Source organism: Streptococcus sp. E17BB (genome assembly GCF_041807725.1).
GTDB classification, from domain to species: Bacteria; Bacillota; Bacilli; order Lactobacillales; family Streptococcaceae; genus Streptococcus; species Streptococcus entericus.
In genome coordinates this window covers 1-14,065 of the sequence record NZ_JBGTZC010000013.1, presented here as the reverse complement: position 1 = coordinate 14,065, position 14,065 = coordinate 1, and the positions used below count along the sequence as shown (strand labels likewise).

The 14,065-nt window shown below is 40.9% G+C and carries 21 protein-coding genes; 16 read left to right on the top strand and 5 right to left on the bottom strand.

From position 1 onward, the window contains the following. Nucleotides 1-151: 151 nt before the first annotated feature. Together ACERC7_RS04580 and ACERC7_RS04575 are read right to left on the bottom strand one after the other, a co-directional pair. A complete protein-coding gene (locus ACERC7_RS04580; RefSeq protein ID WP_373658650.1) occupies nucleotides 152-403 on the bottom strand; it encodes a hypothetical protein in 252 nt (83 codons plus the stop codon). Nucleotides 404-432: 29 nt separating this feature from the next. Continuing rightward, entirely contained in the window at nucleotides 433-1,410 is a 978-nt protein-coding gene (locus ACERC7_RS04575) for a beta-propeller fold lactonase family protein (protein ID WP_373658651.1), read from the bottom strand. A 109-nt stretch (nucleotides 1,411-1,519) separates the two neighbouring features. Here ACERC7_RS04575 and ACERC7_RS04570 point away from each other — a divergent pair, with 109 nt between their 5' ends. The 6 genes from ACERC7_RS04570 (at nucleotide 1,520) to comGB (ending at nucleotide 6,834) form a co-directional block, all read left to right on the top strand. Next, nucleotides 1,520-2,005: an NUDIX domain-containing protein gene (locus tag ACERC7_RS04570; protein ID WP_373658652.1), complete on the top strand. Its 486-nt coding sequence runs from the start codon at nucleotides 1,520-1,522 to the stop codon at nucleotides 2,003-2,005. A gap of 14 nt (nucleotides 2,006-2,019) precedes the next feature. After that, nucleotides 2,020-3,177: an AI-2E family transporter gene (locus ACERC7_RS04565; protein WP_373658653.1), complete on the top strand. Its 1,158-nt coding sequence runs from the start codon at nucleotides 2,020-2,022 to the stop codon at nucleotides 3,175-3,177. After that, a complete protein-coding gene (locus ACERC7_RS04560) occupies nucleotides 3,167-4,408 on the top strand; it encodes a tetratricopeptide repeat protein (protein WP_373658654.1) in 1,242 nt (413 codons plus the stop codon). Before ACERC7_RS04565 ends, ACERC7_RS04560 begins: the two co-directional genes overlap by 11 nt. Nucleotides 4,409-4,509: 101 nt before the next feature. Beyond that, on the top strand, nucleotides 4,510-4,881 hold the full coding sequence (locus tag ACERC7_RS04555; RefSeq protein ID WP_373658655.1) for a DUF1033 family protein: 372 nt from the start codon (nucleotides 4,510-4,512) through the stop codon (nucleotides 4,879-4,881). Between the two features lie 47 nt (nucleotides 4,882-4,928). Next, nucleotides 4,929-5,870, top strand: a complete 942-nt coding sequence (gene comGA / locus ACERC7_RS04550; protein ID WP_373658656.1) for a competence type IV pilus ATPase ComGA — start codon at nucleotides 4,929-4,931, stop codon at nucleotides 5,868-5,870. Continuing rightward, nucleotides 5,806-6,834, top strand: a complete 1,029-nt coding sequence (comGB, locus tag ACERC7_RS04545; protein WP_373658669.1) for a competence type IV pilus assembly protein ComGB — start codon at nucleotides 5,806-5,808, stop codon at nucleotides 6,832-6,834. The genes comGA and comGB overlap by 65 nt, the downstream gene beginning before the upstream one ends. A 92-nt stretch (nucleotides 6,835-6,926) precedes the next feature. Here comGB and ACERC7_RS04540 read toward each other — a convergent pair whose 3' ends face one another. The 3 genes from ACERC7_RS04540 to ACERC7_RS04530 all read right to left on the bottom strand — a co-directional run bounded on the left by ACERC7_RS04540 (nucleotide 6,927) and on the right by ACERC7_RS04530 (nucleotide 10,136). Further along, the gene (locus tag ACERC7_RS04540; protein ID WP_373666248.1) at nucleotides 6,927-8,372 is read right to left on the bottom strand and encodes a recombinase family protein; all 1,446 of its coding nucleotides are present in this window, start codon (nucleotides 8,370-8,372) and stop codon (nucleotides 6,927-6,929) included. Nucleotides 8,373-8,499: 127 nt separating this feature from the next. Next, on the bottom strand, nucleotides 8,500-9,372 hold the full coding sequence (locus tag ACERC7_RS04535; RefSeq protein WP_373666247.1) for a TM2 domain-containing protein: 873 nt from the start codon (nucleotides 9,370-9,372) through the stop codon (nucleotides 8,500-8,502). Nucleotides 9,373-9,374: 2 nt separating this feature from the next. Beyond that, nucleotides 9,375-10,136, bottom strand: a complete 762-nt coding sequence (locus ACERC7_RS04530; protein ID WP_373666246.1) for a helix-turn-helix domain-containing protein — start codon at nucleotides 10,134-10,136, stop codon at nucleotides 9,375-9,377. Nucleotides 10,137-10,337: 201 nt separating this feature from the next. Here ACERC7_RS04530 and ACERC7_RS04525 point away from each other — a divergent pair, with 201 nt between their 5' ends. From ACERC7_RS04525 to ACERC7_RS04480, 10 genes are all read left to right on the top strand, one after another. Further along, entirely contained in the window at nucleotides 10,338-10,541 is a 204-nt protein-coding gene (locus ACERC7_RS04525) for a helix-turn-helix domain-containing protein (protein WP_373666245.1), read from the top strand. Nucleotides 10,542-10,596: 55 nt separating this feature from the next. Beyond that, a complete protein-coding gene (locus ACERC7_RS04520; protein ID WP_373666244.1) occupies nucleotides 10,597-10,845 on the top strand; it encodes a hypothetical protein in 249 nt (82 codons plus the stop codon). 16 nt (nucleotides 10,846-10,861) lie between these two features. After that, a complete protein-coding gene (locus tag ACERC7_RS04515) occupies nucleotides 10,862-11,752 on the top strand; it encodes a DUF3102 domain-containing protein (RefSeq protein ID WP_373666243.1) in 891 nt (296 codons plus the stop codon). Next, the gene (locus ACERC7_RS04510) at nucleotides 11,749-12,195 is read left to right on the top strand and encodes an ORF6C domain-containing protein (protein WP_373666242.1); all 447 of its coding nucleotides are present in this window, start codon (nucleotides 11,749-11,751) and stop codon (nucleotides 12,193-12,195) included. The genes ACERC7_RS04515 and ACERC7_RS04510 overlap by 4 nt, the downstream gene beginning before the upstream one ends. A 70-nt stretch (nucleotides 12,196-12,265) precedes the next feature. Then, entirely contained in the window at nucleotides 12,266-12,415 is a 150-nt protein-coding gene (locus ACERC7_RS04505; RefSeq protein ID WP_373666241.1) for a BOW99_gp33 family protein, read from the top strand. 1 nt (nucleotide 12,416) lies between these two features. Continuing rightward, on the top strand, nucleotides 12,417-12,659 hold the full coding sequence (locus ACERC7_RS04500) for a hypothetical protein (RefSeq protein WP_373666240.1): 243 nt from the start codon (nucleotides 12,417-12,419) through the stop codon (nucleotides 12,657-12,659). After that, nucleotides 12,656-12,931 carry a hypothetical protein gene (locus ACERC7_RS04495; protein ID WP_373666239.1) on the top strand — a complete coding sequence of 92 codons (276 nt, stop codon included), beginning with the start codon at nucleotides 12,656-12,658 and terminating at the stop codon, nucleotides 12,929-12,931. The genes ACERC7_RS04500 and ACERC7_RS04495 overlap by 4 nt, the downstream gene beginning before the upstream one ends. Nucleotides 12,932-12,934: 3 nt before the next feature. Beyond that, nucleotides 12,935-13,315 (top strand): winged helix-turn-helix domain-containing protein, encoded by a 381-nt coding sequence (locus tag ACERC7_RS04490; RefSeq protein ID WP_373666279.1) that lies wholly within the window; start codon nucleotides 12,935-12,937, stop codon nucleotides 13,313-13,315. A gap of 231 nt (nucleotides 13,316-13,546) precedes the next feature. Continuing rightward, nucleotides 13,547-13,879, top strand: a complete 333-nt coding sequence (locus tag ACERC7_RS04485) for a hypothetical protein (protein WP_373666238.1) — start codon at nucleotides 13,547-13,549, stop codon at nucleotides 13,877-13,879. 4 nt (nucleotides 13,880-13,883) lie between these two features. Continuing rightward, a complete protein-coding gene (locus ACERC7_RS04480; RefSeq protein ID WP_373666237.1) occupies nucleotides 13,884-14,027 on the top strand; it encodes a hypothetical protein in 144 nt (47 codons plus the stop codon). Nucleotides 14,028-14,065 lie beyond the last annotated feature (38 nt).

Sequence of the window (14,065 nt, the reverse complement as noted above, 5' to 3'; positions counted from 1 at the left end):
CAAAGTTTATAAGTCTATTATAGCACGATTTTATAAAAAAGCAAAAATAAAGCACGTCTTTCTTACAAATTTTACTAATATGGGTGCATTAGGACTGTTTATAGACAAAAGCTCCCCTTACTTAAGAAGAGGAGCTTTGGTATTAACCTGTTTATTTGCTAAACAAACCTTTGGCTTTATCAATGAGACCCGCACCTTTATCTGTATCAAGTCCCAGGTCTTTGGCCTTATCAAGTACACCATCAAGACCTTTACTCAAATCCAGACCGTCAAGCAAACCTTTTGCTTGCTCGAGATAGTCACCGAGGCTATCTTTGTTTTCATTGATAAATTCTTTTGCAGCATTGATGTCGCCTTTAGCGATGAGCTCTTTGATTTTTTCGAGCAATTCAGTTGTGTTCATTGTTGTCCTCTTTCTTTTTGTTGTTTTTATTACACCATAAATTCTAGCATAAAGCAAGTCGCTTGTTTGGGAATATGAATCTGATCGCAATGTCTGAGCTGTCCTGTTTCTGAGTTAATCGCAAAGCTAGTTGCTTGAGTACCGTTTTGATCAATCAAAATAAGGAATGAACAAGCTGGTGTCACCGTTAAACTCAGCGCTTCTTGGTTAATAGAGATGGGAGCGAGTTTTTGTAAGGACCCGTCACCTAGAATCTCGAAAACACTCAAGTAAGGACAAGTTGGACGAGTGTGATAGAGATGGGCAGCAGTTGCTCCGACAGATGGGGCGAGGAGAGAAGTCGAATGGATTGATGAATCAGTTTGGCTAGTGTGGTACTCAAAAGCACCGTAACCATCATAAAATAATGTATGGATGATCTGGTGTTCACTGATCAAATAGCAGACTTTGGTCGCTTGGTGAAAAATCAGTTGATAAGGGATGCGCTCGTCAGGACTGCTGAATTGATTAACGAAACTCAGTCTATCGTTTGCTACCTCATAGATGAGTAATCTCTGGCGATGTTTGTCACCAATGGCCAGAAGTTTATCTGGTGTGAGGGTGATAAAGGTTGGGTCAACATCATCTAGAGGTAAGCTACCCAAGGGTTTCAGCTCTTTTTCAGTCGTGATGGCATAAGCTGATAAAAGTTTGCCTTTGTCAGTTAGAGTGTAGGCAATATGCCTATCGGCATCATAGCAGAGCTGATCAGCTTGATTAGTAGGTTGAAGTTCTGAGAGGAGCTGCTCATCTTTTGGTAAAAAAACAAGCTGGTCTTGCCCGTCAAGGTGGGTCAGGGCTAGAAATTTTCCATCTCCTTCAGGGATAACTGCCTTCAGTTGCGTTCTAATCAAAGGTTTTAACTCTCCAAATCGACCGTTTTGTTCATCAAAGGAACAATAGTAAACGAATTGCTCTTCTTCCTGATATGATTGATTGGACCAAATAGTTTGTAAGTGTTTTCTCATAGTAAAATTATATCATATCTATCAGTCGAGAACAACAGAACGGTAAAATTCAGCTAATTCCATCAGAACATGCTATAATAAAGAGAAACTAAGATGAAAGAGAGCTGTTATGGTAAAATTAGCAACTATTTGTTATATTGACAACGGCAAAGAACTCTTACTCATGCACCGCAATAAAAAGCCCAATGATGTTCACGAGGGCAAATGGATTAGTGTTGGAGGTAAGTTAGAAAAAGGGGAAAGTCCAGAAGATTGTGCCATTCGTGAAATCTATGAAGAAACTGGTTTGGTTGTCAAAGAGATGAAGCTGGCTGGTCTAATCACATTTCCAGAGTTCACACCAGGTCACGACTGGTATACTTATGTATTTAGGGTTACAGCTGTTGATGGCGAATTGGTTGAGGACTGTGTTGAAGGCACCTTAGAATGGGTCCCCTACGACCAGGTGCTAACCAAACCAACTTGGGAAGGAGACTATGAGATGTTCCAATGGATTATCGACAATCGCCCCTTCTTTTCAGCCAAGTTGACTTATGACAACGAACAGTTAGTTGGCAAAGAAGTCACTTTTTATGGTGATAATGAGCCAAGATAGAGAAAGGAGTTATGATGAAGTCTGATAAACAATCGTTTACCCTCAGTTGGTTTTTCAAGTGGTTTTTGAACCGTAAGAGTGTGACCATTCTTTTAGTCAGCCTCTTGTTTTTTCTGAATTTATTGGTTTTCACCAAAATTAGTTTTTTATTTGAGCCGGTTATTGGCTTTTTGACCATTGTCATGTTGCCGCTGGTGATTTCTGCTCTGATTTACTATTTGCTGGATCCGATTGTCTTGTGGTTAGAAAAGCAGGGACTATCGAAAGTTTGGGCAATTACCATCACCTTTATCGGTGTGATTATCTTAATGATTTTAGGTATTGCTAGTATCATTCCGATGATCCAGACACAGTTGGGCGCTTTTTTCAGTAATTTACCGAGCTATATTGAAACCGTTGAGAGTCAGGTGACCAGTCTGTTACAAGACAATCGTTTTGAAGCCTTACGACCTCAACTAGCAGATATCGTTGACACCGTCGGTCAAAAAGCTATTGAGTATGTCCAGACCTTCTCAAAGAATGCTGTCGACTGGGCCAGCAATTTTGCTTCTGCAATTGCTAAAGTAACGGTTGCTGTCCTCATTGCACCATTTATCATTTTTTACCTCTTGCGTGATGGCAAGCAACTAAAAGACAAGATTGCCGCTTTTTTACCGACAAAGATGCGGCAACCAGCTCGCCGTGTTCTGTCGGATATTAACAAACAGTTGGCGGGTTATGTACAAGGGCAAGTAACGGTTGCCATCGTTGTTGGTCTGATGTTTTCAGTCATGTTTAGCCTTATCGGGTTACCTTATGCCATCACCTTTGGGATTCTAGCTGGCATACTTAATATGATTCCTTATCTAGGGAGTTTCCTAGCCATGGTTCCTGTTGTGATTCTTGGTTTGGTTGAAGGCCCCTTTATGCTGATAAAAGTGCTTCTGGTTTTTGTGATTGAGCAAACCATTGAGGGGCGCTTTGTGACACCTTTGGTCTTGGGGAATAAGCTGAGCATCCATCCGATCACCATTCTTTTCGTGTTGTTAACAGCAGGGTCTATGTTTGGTCTTTGGGGTGTGTTGCTTGGGATTCCGCTCTATGCTTCCGTTAAGGTAATACTCACTGAGGTGTTCAACTGGTACAAGATTGTTAGTGGGCTTTATCAGGAAGAGGTAACAGATGACCAATAGTGAAAAAATGATTGCCTGTCTAGATCAGCAGGACTTGCGTAAAGCAGATAAGTATTTTCAACGTGCCTTGGCAGATGACAGTGACGATGTGCTGCTAGAGTTGGGTGAGTATCTAGAAGCGATAGGGTTTTATCCACAGGCCAGACAGGTTTATGAGCAGTTATCAGAACAATACCCACATGTTAACTTGAGCCTAGCCCAGATTGCCTACGAAGATGGGGATAAAGTTCTGGCCTTTGACTACCTCACTCGTATAGAGGAAGATAGTGACGACTATATCAGTGCTTTGCTAGTTCTGGCAGACCTCTATGACAGCGAAGGGCTAACGGATGTGGCAAGGGACAAGCTTGTCTTGGCTAGTCAATTAACTGATGAGCCCTTGGTGATTTTTGGCTTGGCAGAGCTAGAATTTGCACTTGAAGATTACAGCTCTGCGATTTCCCATTACGCTAAACTTGATAATCGCCTCTTGTTAGAACAGACAGGGATTTCGACTTATGAACGAATCGGTCGTTCCTATGCCAGTTTGGGACAGTTTGAGGCGGCGATTGAGTTTTTGGAAAAGGCTTTGGAGATTGAATACGATGGGCAGACCAATCTTGAGCTGGCAACGCTTTATTACGAGACTAATCACACGCAAAGAGCCTGTCTTTTATTCAAGCAATTAGAAACCCTTAGCCCAGAGATAGAAGGCTACGAATACCCCTATGCACTCTCTTTAGAAGCAGAAGATCAATTTTCTGAGGCGCTTAGACTGGTGCAACAAGCCCTGCGTAAAAACGCTTTTGACACACAGCTTTTACTTTTAGCATCGCAATTGTCTTATGAGTTAGCAGACGCGGTGCAGTCTGAAACTTACCTCAAAGAGGTGCTGGCTCTTGATGAGGACAATGAGGAGGCAAAACTCCGCTTATCAAATCTTTATTTGGAGCAGGAAAGGCATGAAGAGGTTATTGGCTTAGGCTTAGAGATAAGTGACCACCCATTGACCTTATGGCAGTTAGCACAAGCCTATGTGGCTTTAGATCGAGAAGATGAGGCTTTGGTGCTTTATGACCAGACTTTTGCTGATCTTTCTGATAATCCAGATTTTCTCTTGGCTTATGCTTATCTTTTACGTCGTCTAGGAGACTTGGAAAAAGCTAAAACAATCTTGCAGACTTACCTTAGGTTGATTCCTGATGATTTGGCAGTTGAGGAGTTGTTGAGCGATTTGTCCTACGGAGACTAGGAAAATTTGCTGGTGACTGGACTAAAAATATTTCACAAATGAGCATATTCTTTTTCTTATTGGCCATATTTCGCTATAATAGAATCGAAAAGAGGAAGAGTATGTATCAAGTTGTAGAGCTTTATGGGGCATTTGAACCCTGGTGGTTTTTAGATGATTGGAAAGATGATATTATCAAGGTTCAGCATTATGATACCTTTGATGAGGCCATGAGTGCTTTTAAAAAGCAATGGACCCATCTGCGGGTCAGTCACCCATTTTATAAGAGTCGAGCAAGTCTTTTGGCGGCTTTTTGGGATACCAAGCACCAAACGTGGTGTGATGATTGTGAAGAATCATTACAAGAATATCACTCCCTAGCCCTCTTAAAAAACTGGGAAGAGCTACCAGAAGACGAGCATCAACAGCAATTTGAACGCCGAAACGATCCCGTACGCCCTCTATCAGCATGTCAATTAAAAAAGATTGGTTAAGGCCAATCTTTTTTTGCTTGCTTACGAATAACTAGTCAGGAGGCCTTATGGTACAGGATATAGCAAAACGCCTCATTGAAGAGGGGAGAGAACGGCAAGCACAGGATATTTACCTGATTCCGAGACAAGATGATTACGATATTTTTATGAGGATCGGAGATGAGCGACAGTTTTTTGGACAAGAAAAAGCAGCTCTGATGGCGAGTGTCATTAGCCACTTTAAATTCGTCGCTGGGATGAATGTCGGAGAGAAACGTCGAAGTCAACTTGGTTCTTGTGATTATGATATTGGAGAGGGCAAAGTAGTTTCTCTACGATTGTCAAGTGTTGGTGATTATAGAGGTCTAGAAAGCCTAGTTATCCGCCTGCTCTTTGATGGTAAACAAGAGTTAGCTTATTGGTTTGATGGTCTGGAACAGGTTAAGTCTGTTGTCGGTCGTCGAGGGCTCTACCTCTTTGCAGGACCGGTTGGTTCTGGAAAAACAACGCTCATGCATCAGCTCGTCAGTGAAAAGTTCGCAGGGCAACAGGTTATTTCTATTGAAGACCCTGTCGAAATTAAGGAAGACCGTTTTTTACAGCTGCAACTTAATGAGAGCATTGGGATGACCTATGATAATTTGATAAAATTGTCACTACGCCACCGTCCAGATGTGCTCATTATCGGTGAAATCAGGGACACAGAGACCGCTCGAGCAGTGGTGAGGGCTAGTCTAACAGGCGCTGTTGTTTTATCAACTGTTCACGCTAAGAGTCTCTCAGGTGTCTATGAACGCCTGTTGGAGCTGGGGGTTAGTCCCCAGGAAATGAACAATTGCTTGGCTGGGGTTTGCTACCAACGCCTAATCGGGAAAGGAGGTTTAATTGACATTGCAACAGAAAACATTGCCAACCACGACCCAAGTCGTTGGAACCAGAAAATTGATGACTTGGTTAACCAAGGATATCTCACTGAGCAACAAGGACGGGTCGAAAAAATTATCACTTAGACAGCAAAAAAAGTTGATTCAGCTCTTTCACAACCTCTTATCTAGCGGGTTTACCTTGACCGAGATGGTTAATTTTTTAGAACGGAGCAGGTTACTAACGTCGGTGTATACTGACCAGATGCGGCAATCGCTACTGGAAGGAAAATCAATGGCCCAGTTGCTGGCTGATTTGGGATTTTCAGATGGTCTGGTGACCCAGCTGGCCTTAGCCGATGTCCACGGCAACACACAAAAGAGTCTAGCAGGATTGGAAGATTATCTGGAGCAAGTGCTCATCGTTCGTAAAAAACTCATCGAAGTAGCGACTTACCCACTCATGCTCCTGGCTTTTCTCGTCCTTATCATGTTGGGCTTAAAGAACTACCTCTTGCCACAGCTGGAGGGAGAAAACCTAGCGACAACACTGATCAACCATTTTCCTCTTATTTTTCTAGGGATAATGGCAGGGCTGGCGTTTAGCGGGCTACTGCTCAGCTATTTTGCCAAAAAAATAGACAAAATAAGTCTCTACAGCAAGTTATGTAAGATACCCTATCTGGGGCAGTTTATCAGCCTTTACCTGACCGCCTACTACGCCAGGGAATGGGGGAACCTTATCGGACAAGGATTGGATTTGGCGCAGGTGGTTCAGATCATGCAAGATCAAAAATCTCAGCTTTTTCAAGAGATTGGTCTGGATATGCAGCGGGCTTTATTAGCTGGACAAGCCTTTCATGACAAGGTTTTAAGCTATCCCTTTTTTAAGCGAGAATTGAGCTTGATGATAGCCTACGGTGAGGTAAAATCGCGCTTGGGTCAAGAACTTGAACTTTATGCTAAGGAAACTTGGAAGACTTTTTTTCACAAACTCAATCAAGCTAGTCAGCTGATTCAACCTCTGGTCTTTCTATTTGTTGCCCTAATGATTGTCATGATTTATGCGGCCATGCTCTTACCGATTTATCAAAATATGCCAAATTTTTAAGGAGAATATACCATGAAAAAATTATTGAAAACCATTCATAAAAAATCCGTTAAAGGATTTACATTAGTTGAAATGAAAGACACTAAAATTCTTTATATTTTCCATTTGATGACAATGTCCTCAGCTGTGACCTGAACCTTGTTAATAAGGGGTCTTACTATCTCCTTTTGTTGTTCGTAGTTCAGTCCTAGAATGTCATCAGTAGCTAATATTCGTCTCATGTGTTCTTTTTGGCTCTCTGCTTTTAGCGATGGGTCATTTTCTAATTCATCTTGAAGAGTGGCACGCATGGTTGTAAATTCATCAGATTGCTTTTGTAATTCTTCGAGTGTGATACGGTCGTCAATGTAGAGGTTGTTTAATCTACTAAGTTTTTTTGTTAGTTCATCTATTTGTTTTTGATAACTGGCACGGTCAATACGCTCAGTTTCAGGGTCAGAAAATAGTTCGTCTAGGTATGCCGTGTCATGTTGTAGCTTGCTGATTTCTTTTAGTACATATTTCTCTACCTCATCTTTCTCATAAGCTCCTGAGTGGCATTTTTCATTGTTGTTATAGACCGTAACCCCCTTTGTCTTTTTTGGATATCTCTGTTTGCACTCATACTTTATAAATCTAGTGCCATCTTTCCTGATCATGCCCATAACAATCTGTAATGGGGCGTTACAGTAACCACATTGAGCAATACCTGAGAGCATATATTTAGCCTGAAAGGGTCTAGGGTTGAATTTCTCAGCTGCTGTCCGTTGTCTTATTTTTAATTCATCTTGGACCTTATCAAAGACTTCTTTGGAGATAATTGGTTCATGGTTGCCCTTGTAGATTTCCCCTTTGTATTGGTTGTAACCGCAATAGACAGGATTGTCTAAAATCTGCCTTACAATGCGGTAGCTCCAGGCAGGCTTTTTTGGGTAGTTCTCATTGAGTGCGTCTCTGATTTTGGTGATGGATTTTCCGGATAAATACCAGTCATAGATATTGTTGACGGTTATAGCCTGCCATGCGTTGACTGTCATTTCTCCGGTCTCTTTGTGATAATCGTAACCAAAGGCAACTTTTGACCACATCATGGACTTGCCAGTCTTGGCTCGGCCTAACTTGCCTAACTGCATACGTTCCTTGATTTGCTCTCGCTCCAGTTGAGCAAATACTGCAAGCAAACCTATCATAGCCTTACCAAAAGGAGTAGAGGTATCAAAGTTTTCTTGTAGACTTAAAAATTCTATGCTGTTTTTGATAAAGATTTCCTCAATCAAGTAGAGGGTGTCTTTTTGACTACGGCTTAGGCGGTCCAGTTTATAGACAAGAACAGTATCAAACTTTTTCTTTTTGGCGTCCTTGACCAGTTGTTCCAGAGCTGGGCGGTGGGTATTTGAACCAGTAAAGCCCCCGTCGGTGTATATGTTATAGATTGCCCAATCCTTAATTTTACAGTAGGCGGTCAGCTTGTCTTTTTGTTCATCAATTGAATAGCCTTCTTCTGCTTGGTTTGTTGTTGATACTCTGACATAAATTGCCACTTTGTTTGCTGTAATCATTGAATTTGTACCTCTTTTTTGATAAAATGGGTACAAGAAAAGTCTTCAAAAGGTATGCCCTTTGAAATACTTTCTTGTGTCACAGCCCTACGCTCTCCTGTCGCCAAACGTGGAGCGTGGGGCTTTTTTATTTATATAGATTTTCTATTGACTGAACTCCAGTAGGAGTGAAAAAGTCTCTATATTCCATAATCTTGTCTTTACCTTCTTCTTTGAAAGTAGAGTAGTAACGATTGATGAAGTTTGTTTCTTCTTCATCTAGCCCTTGCACCATCTGTTCTAGAGAATTTGCCATTGATTGAGCGTCAAAATTAGGATTATTAGCATACATTCTTGAAAAGTTAGTGACTTCATTCAAGTTGTCTGCTATCTTTTTGACCGTATCAATGTATTCTTTAGGCTCAAGGGTAGTTTTGAGTGTCGGTTCTAGTTCTTCAATCTCAGACAATAATTGTTGAATTTTGTTTCCATTAGAAATTGTTTCAGAAACGGTTGCTTTTTCTTCAACAACAAAAGAAATATTTCCTTTGTCGTCTGTTGGTTTAAATAAAGTGAAGACCCCTTGGAAAATACCGATAACCATAGGAATACCAGTCCAACAGAATAGTAATGAGGTTATTCCCTTTTGTTTTTGTCCAGAATAGAAGTATTGAGCACCAAAGAAACCAAACATGATAGCTAAGAAACAATATACCCATTTATTACATGTGTGGGTTACTGTCTTAGATATTGAGGGAGTAGCAATATTTTGAACAGGAACTGATTTAACAGATGAAATTGATTTCTTGTTCTTACTCGTTGTTTTTAGCCCTTTTAATGGGTCAATAGTAGTTTTGTTATAGATTTTATTATAAACGGCTTTTTTAGGATTGGTAATCATCCCCATTCCTTTTTTGCCATATAGTGGATTAACTGAACGCTTTATAGAGCGTTTTAATTTTCCAGTAGTTCTAGCTTTAATACTTTTCTTTAAATTAGGTGTACGCAATCCAACCTTCATTCCTATCCCTCCCTATAAATATCCACGACTTCTCCAATGGTCCTGATGTTGTCATCTTCTGTCAGGTAGATTTCTTCATAGTTGTTGTTTAGACTTTGAAGATACCAAGAACCATCATAGTCACGTTTTAGCTTTTTGACAAAGTTTTTGCCGTTGACCTGGAAGATACCAATAGAATTGATATCCACTTGGTTTGTAACCTCAATGAATAGCAGGTCGTCGTTACAGATAAGTGGCTCCATACTATCGCCTACGACTTTTGCGATGGTGTCATACTTTTCAGGGACATTATCGGCACGGAGTTTGACTTCCATATAGAGGTTGTCCTCTTGGAAAGATCCGTGACCAGCAGCGACCAGCCCCTGAATATAGTCTGTGATGTATTCCTCATCATCTTCCTCCTCAATCTTTTTATCAAAGATCGGGAGAACCTTGTTCCCCTCTTGTTCTTCCAGCTGTTCAGAAGCAAAGTCAAGGACTTTTTCCTGTCTATCTTCTTCCAGCTGGTTGTAGATGGTCAGTAGTTGAGATTGTTCTTGCTGTTCTGATTTTTTTGTCTTAGCTTGAGAAAGTCCTAGAAGATAGTCGGAAGAGACTGAAAAAATTTCGGCTAATCTCTTTAGGTCACGACCTTTAGGAAAATTTTCGTTTTTCTCCCACTTAGAGACCGTTGTGTAGGTCTTCATACCCAATATTTCGGATAATTCGGTTTGGGTCATGTTCCTGTTTTCTCTAAGCTCTCGTATTCTGTCTCCTATTTGCATTGGTATCTAATCCCTTTTCTTGATTGATAAGTAAATTATATCAAAAACAAGATTATAAATCAACTGTATAAGAAAAAAGTTTTATATTTTTTAATAGAATGACTGATTTTCTAAAAAAACAGAAAATAAATCATAAAAAATAGTTGACAAGAGATTATAAATCATATAAAATAAAATCATCAAAAGCGAAAGGAGCATATCATGATTACTATTGCAGAGCTACGGGCAAAAAATAATAAGATGTCTCAGAGAGAACTTGCAAAAAAACTCGGTGTGACCCAAACTTCAATCAGTAACTGGGAGAAAGACCAGACTAAGATTGGTGGGGAACATTTAATAAATTTAGCTTTGCTATTCAATGTCTCCACAGACGATATTCTGGGTATTGAACATAATGCTGTCTAAAAATTTTACCCTTTATATGATTTTTAATCATATAGCTAGAAAGGAGATTGAACCTATGTATGTTATTTCAATCTATGTCATCAACAATGACAATCAAAGCGAGAGTTTTGGCATGATTGGCACAGGTTTCTGCCCGGCAGGAGAAACAGACTTAAAGGCTGAGTCATTTTCTACTAAAGAAGAAACCGTGTCCTATTTGAAATCTGCTGGGTATGAACCAGATGGTATCTATAACAATAGATGGCGAGCAACAATTCTGGATGGTGAACTTACCTCTATTTGCAAGATTTGGAAAGTTGTCTGATTTAGAAAGGAGACAGATGAACGAATTAACCTTACCAAATAACCTAGATCAGATTGAGTTAGAAATCAATCACCATAAGCAGATTGCAGGGCAGTCCATTTGGGAGATTGGCAGGCGACTAAACCACGTTAAGGAGCATGACCTAGTACATGGGCAGTTCATGGAGTGGCTTGAAAAAATTGAGGTTGACCATACGGCGGCCAAGAGAATGATGAAAATAGCTAATCAGCTTCCAAATAGTGCAACGTTGCACCATTTAGGCACATCAGCCCTCTACCTAATCGCTACGTTGCCTGACGAAGCTCAAGCAGAACAACTTGAACGGATTGAGCAAGGCGATAGCCCAACCGTTAGGGAGCTTCAAGAGGTCAAACGACAGCTCCAACTGCAAAAGCAAATTACCAGTGACCTGACAGACGAAAATAGCCGGCTAAAATCAGCTACGGTGGAGGTTAGGGAAGTAGTTAGGGAAATCATACCACCTGACTATTCCGAAGCTCTGGAACGCTCTGAGCGACTGTCGGAACGTGTTAAGGCGACAGATGAAAGGAATGCCTTTCTTGAGAACCAGCTCCAAGAGCTATATGCCCAGCGTGCAGAGGTAGATGAAAAATCTGCCAAGTATGATGAGCTGACCAAGGCTATCCAGCAATCACAAGGGGAACTAAATGCCACCCAGTCCAAGATTGGGAATTACAAAAACCTACTGTCGTTCCTCAGAAAAGGAAATGACATGCTACTACACATGGGAGGGCTTATCTATGTAGATGAAGAACGGATTATCAACTCAGACACTCAAATCCGCAAGGAATTTGAGCAACTACAACAGTCGGTCAATCGATTGGCTGATGACCTAAACAGAATGGTCAACGGCGACACTAACATTATTGAAGGAGTATTCAAATGACACAAGAACTTATTCAACAACCAACACAGAACCTGCCAGAGGGCATGACACAGGAAGACATCTTCATCCACCTTTTACAGGGGCAAAAGGAGCTTAAAAAAAGCCAAGAGGTCTTGGCTGGCGATGTTGACTATTTGAAGAACAGGCAACCCATCAATCCATCTGTCAGCATGGAGCTTGAAAAATTGCGTAAAACTAGGGTCATCAATGCTCTTGGAGGCATGGGCAGTCCAGCCTATAAGAACCGTTCTTTTGCAGGCAAGGTATTCCGTCAGGCAGCCAAGGACTTCAAGGAACACTTTCGCATTCCACGTTACGACATGTTGCAGGTCAAAGATGAACAAGCAGCATTTGATTACTGGGGAGCTTGGGAGCCGTCCACCAATACCAAGATGGATATTCAGCGTCTCAACGGGCAGACCTCTTTGGAGCTTATCAGCTAAACAAAAAAACACCTCACGAACGCCAATTCTACTGAGGTGCAAATCAAATAGATTATAAGGAAATTATAACATGAAGCGAAAAAAAGAACAATGGAAACCCAAAGTAACAAACATTATGGCTGACGGTTCGGTAATTGAGGACTTGACCGGGTACGTTATACCATCAGGCCATCAATACTATCAAGTTATCAAACGCATTTATACAGAACAAGGAGCATAAAATGACTAAAACAGAAATTCTACTGATGATTGCCACAGCTTCAACGACGCTGTGCAGTGTGAGCTGGCTTAATAAATTGAAAGATATGGTTGACAAGCCGTCGTCTGATTCTAATATTTCTAAGAAGGCTACAACGGTGTCTAACCAGCCAAAAGGTTTTATTGACTATAAGACAGGTCGTAGGGTTGATATTGACCCTAAAACAGGCAAGGAGTATTTTTTGGACACGGGGGAACTGGTGTGATCAAAGACTTATTCAAATTGAGACAAAATCCAGCCAAGTTACTCCGTGAGTCAATAGACAGCTTTATCCAACTAGGCTTGAAAGAGCAAGAGCCACGACCACAACCAACTGAGCAAGCTGGCCCAGTTTACTCAGGCGATACGGTCACGCTGACCAAGGAAGCCTACCACAAATTGCTTGAAGAGAACCAAACTTTACGGCATGAAGTGGCTCAGATGGAGGCTATTATCCTATCTTGTCAAACGGCTATTAGAAATGGAGGTTTTGGTTGATGGATTATATCTTTCAGAAATCCCCACGAAAACTACACCGCAATTAACAATGCTTTTTTACAGGACAGTGATTTAGAACCTGCCACAATAGGTATTCTAGCGGTCTTGCTTAGCAACAAGACTAACTGGGAGATATACCCAGAGGAAATTGCCCGGCGAATGAATATCAGCCGAACCACAGTAGATAGGCACTTCAAAAAGTTAGAGCAGTTAGGCTACATGAAGACATTTAAGTTCAGCAGAGGAAGAGGGAAAGGCTTCCGCATTCTAAGGTTTGTGTCAGATGTAAAATTTACCGATTTCCAGCTATCTATCATCAAGGAAAGAATAGCAGAGGACAAGGAGTTCTGTGACATACCATCAGATAGGATTGCTGACCAATAGTTTTCCACGGTTTCCACAAAAAAAGCTGATTTTAGCCAGTTTTCCACAATTTCTATAAGTTACAGTTCACAGAAAATGTGATGTGTAAAAATGTGATGTGTAAATCTGTGACCTAACAAATATTAACCTACAACAAGTATTAACTACTAAATAAATATTAACCTTAAACAAGCCATCCTTATTGAATAAATAATATAGGGAAACCTACAACTTATCCACAGGAGAAAAATCATGAAACAAACTAACACATTTATCGTATTGCGTAAGAAAGAGGGTCATTTCCTTTCTGGGTATGAAAATAAAAAGTCTCGCTTGCCTTTTTCTGCAAGATGGACAGATGAAATTGAAAGTGCCTTAACTATTGATGAGGAACATTACAACGGCAGAGACAATGAACGTTATTTGGCTATGGCTATGCTCTTTGAAGCAGAACCAATCAAAGTCCAAGCAGAGTACATGCTGACTACTTTGGATGGCCAAGAGCCAGCAGAACCAGTCAAAAACGATGAAGATGAATTAAATGCCCTTTTAGGGAAGTTGCTTTTTGGCGGTAGAAAGGACTAAGCTCATGACGAAATGGCGACAACGTGAAAATCTGGTCTGGCTATCTGCTACGGTTGGAGAAAAAGAGCGACTACTGGACACTGGACTGTCTGACCGTGTCCGCTATATCAGCCTAGTCCGTGAGCTGGGCAGGAAATACGCAAGCTAGGAGGTAGAACATGGACGATAAGAAACGGACAATGATTT

Coding starts and splice junctions, on each gene's coding strand:
- ACERC7_RS04580 (WP_373658650.1), bottom strand. CDS start 403: ATGAACACAACTGAATTGCTCGAAAAAATCAAAGAGCTCATCGCTAAA.
- ACERC7_RS04575 (WP_373658651.1), bottom strand. CDS start 1,410: ATGAGAAAACACTTACAAACTATTTGGTCCAATCAATCATATCAGGAA.
- ACERC7_RS04570 (WP_373658652.1), top strand. CDS start 1,520: ATGGTAAAATTAGCAACTATTTGTTATATTGACAACGGCAAAGAACTC.
- ACERC7_RS04565 (WP_373658653.1), top strand. CDS start 2,020: ATGAAGTCTGATAAACAATCGTTTACCCTCAGTTGGTTTTTCAAGTGG.
- ACERC7_RS04560 (WP_373658654.1), top strand. CDS start 3,167: ATGACCAATAGTGAAAAAATGATTGCCTGTCTAGATCAGCAGGACTTG.
- ACERC7_RS04555 (WP_373658655.1), top strand. CDS start 4,510: ATGTATCAAGTTGTAGAGCTTTATGGGGCATTTGAACCCTGGTGGTTT.
- comGA (WP_373658656.1), top strand. CDS start 4,929: ATGGTACAGGATATAGCAAAACGCCTCATTGAAGAGGGGAGAGAACGG.
- comGB (WP_373658669.1), top strand. CDS start 5,806: ATGACTTGGTTAACCAAGGATATCTCACTGAGCAACAAGGACGGGTCG.
- ACERC7_RS04540 (WP_373666248.1), bottom strand. CDS start 8,372: ATGATTACAGCAAACAAAGTGGCAATTTATGTCAGAGTATCAACAACA.
- ACERC7_RS04535 (WP_373666247.1), bottom strand. CDS start 9,372: ATGAAGGTTGGATTGCGTACACCTAATTTAAAGAAAAGTATTAAAGCT.
- ACERC7_RS04530 (WP_373666246.1), bottom strand. CDS start 10,136: ATGCAAATAGGAGACAGAATACGAGAGCTTAGAGAAAACAGGAACATG.
- ACERC7_RS04525 (WP_373666245.1), top strand. CDS start 10,338: ATGATTACTATTGCAGAGCTACGGGCAAAAAATAATAAGATGTCTCAG.
- ACERC7_RS04520 (WP_373666244.1), top strand. CDS start 10,597: ATGTATGTTATTTCAATCTATGTCATCAACAATGACAATCAAAGCGAG.
- ACERC7_RS04515 (WP_373666243.1), top strand. CDS start 10,862: ATGAACGAATTAACCTTACCAAATAACCTAGATCAGATTGAGTTAGAA.
- ACERC7_RS04510 (WP_373666242.1), top strand. CDS start 11,749: ATGACACAAGAACTTATTCAACAACCAACACAGAACCTGCCAGAGGGC.
- ACERC7_RS04505 (WP_373666241.1), top strand. CDS start 12,266: ATGAAGCGAAAAAAAGAACAATGGAAACCCAAAGTAACAAACATTATG.
- ACERC7_RS04500 (WP_373666240.1), top strand. CDS start 12,417: ATGACTAAAACAGAAATTCTACTGATGATTGCCACAGCTTCAACGACG.
- ACERC7_RS04485 (WP_373666238.1), top strand. CDS start 13,547: ATGAAACAAACTAACACATTTATCGTATTGCGTAAGAAAGAGGGTCAT.
- ACERC7_RS04480 (WP_373666237.1), top strand. CDS start 13,884: ATGACGAAATGGCGACAACGTGAAAATCTGGTCTGGCTATCTGCTACG.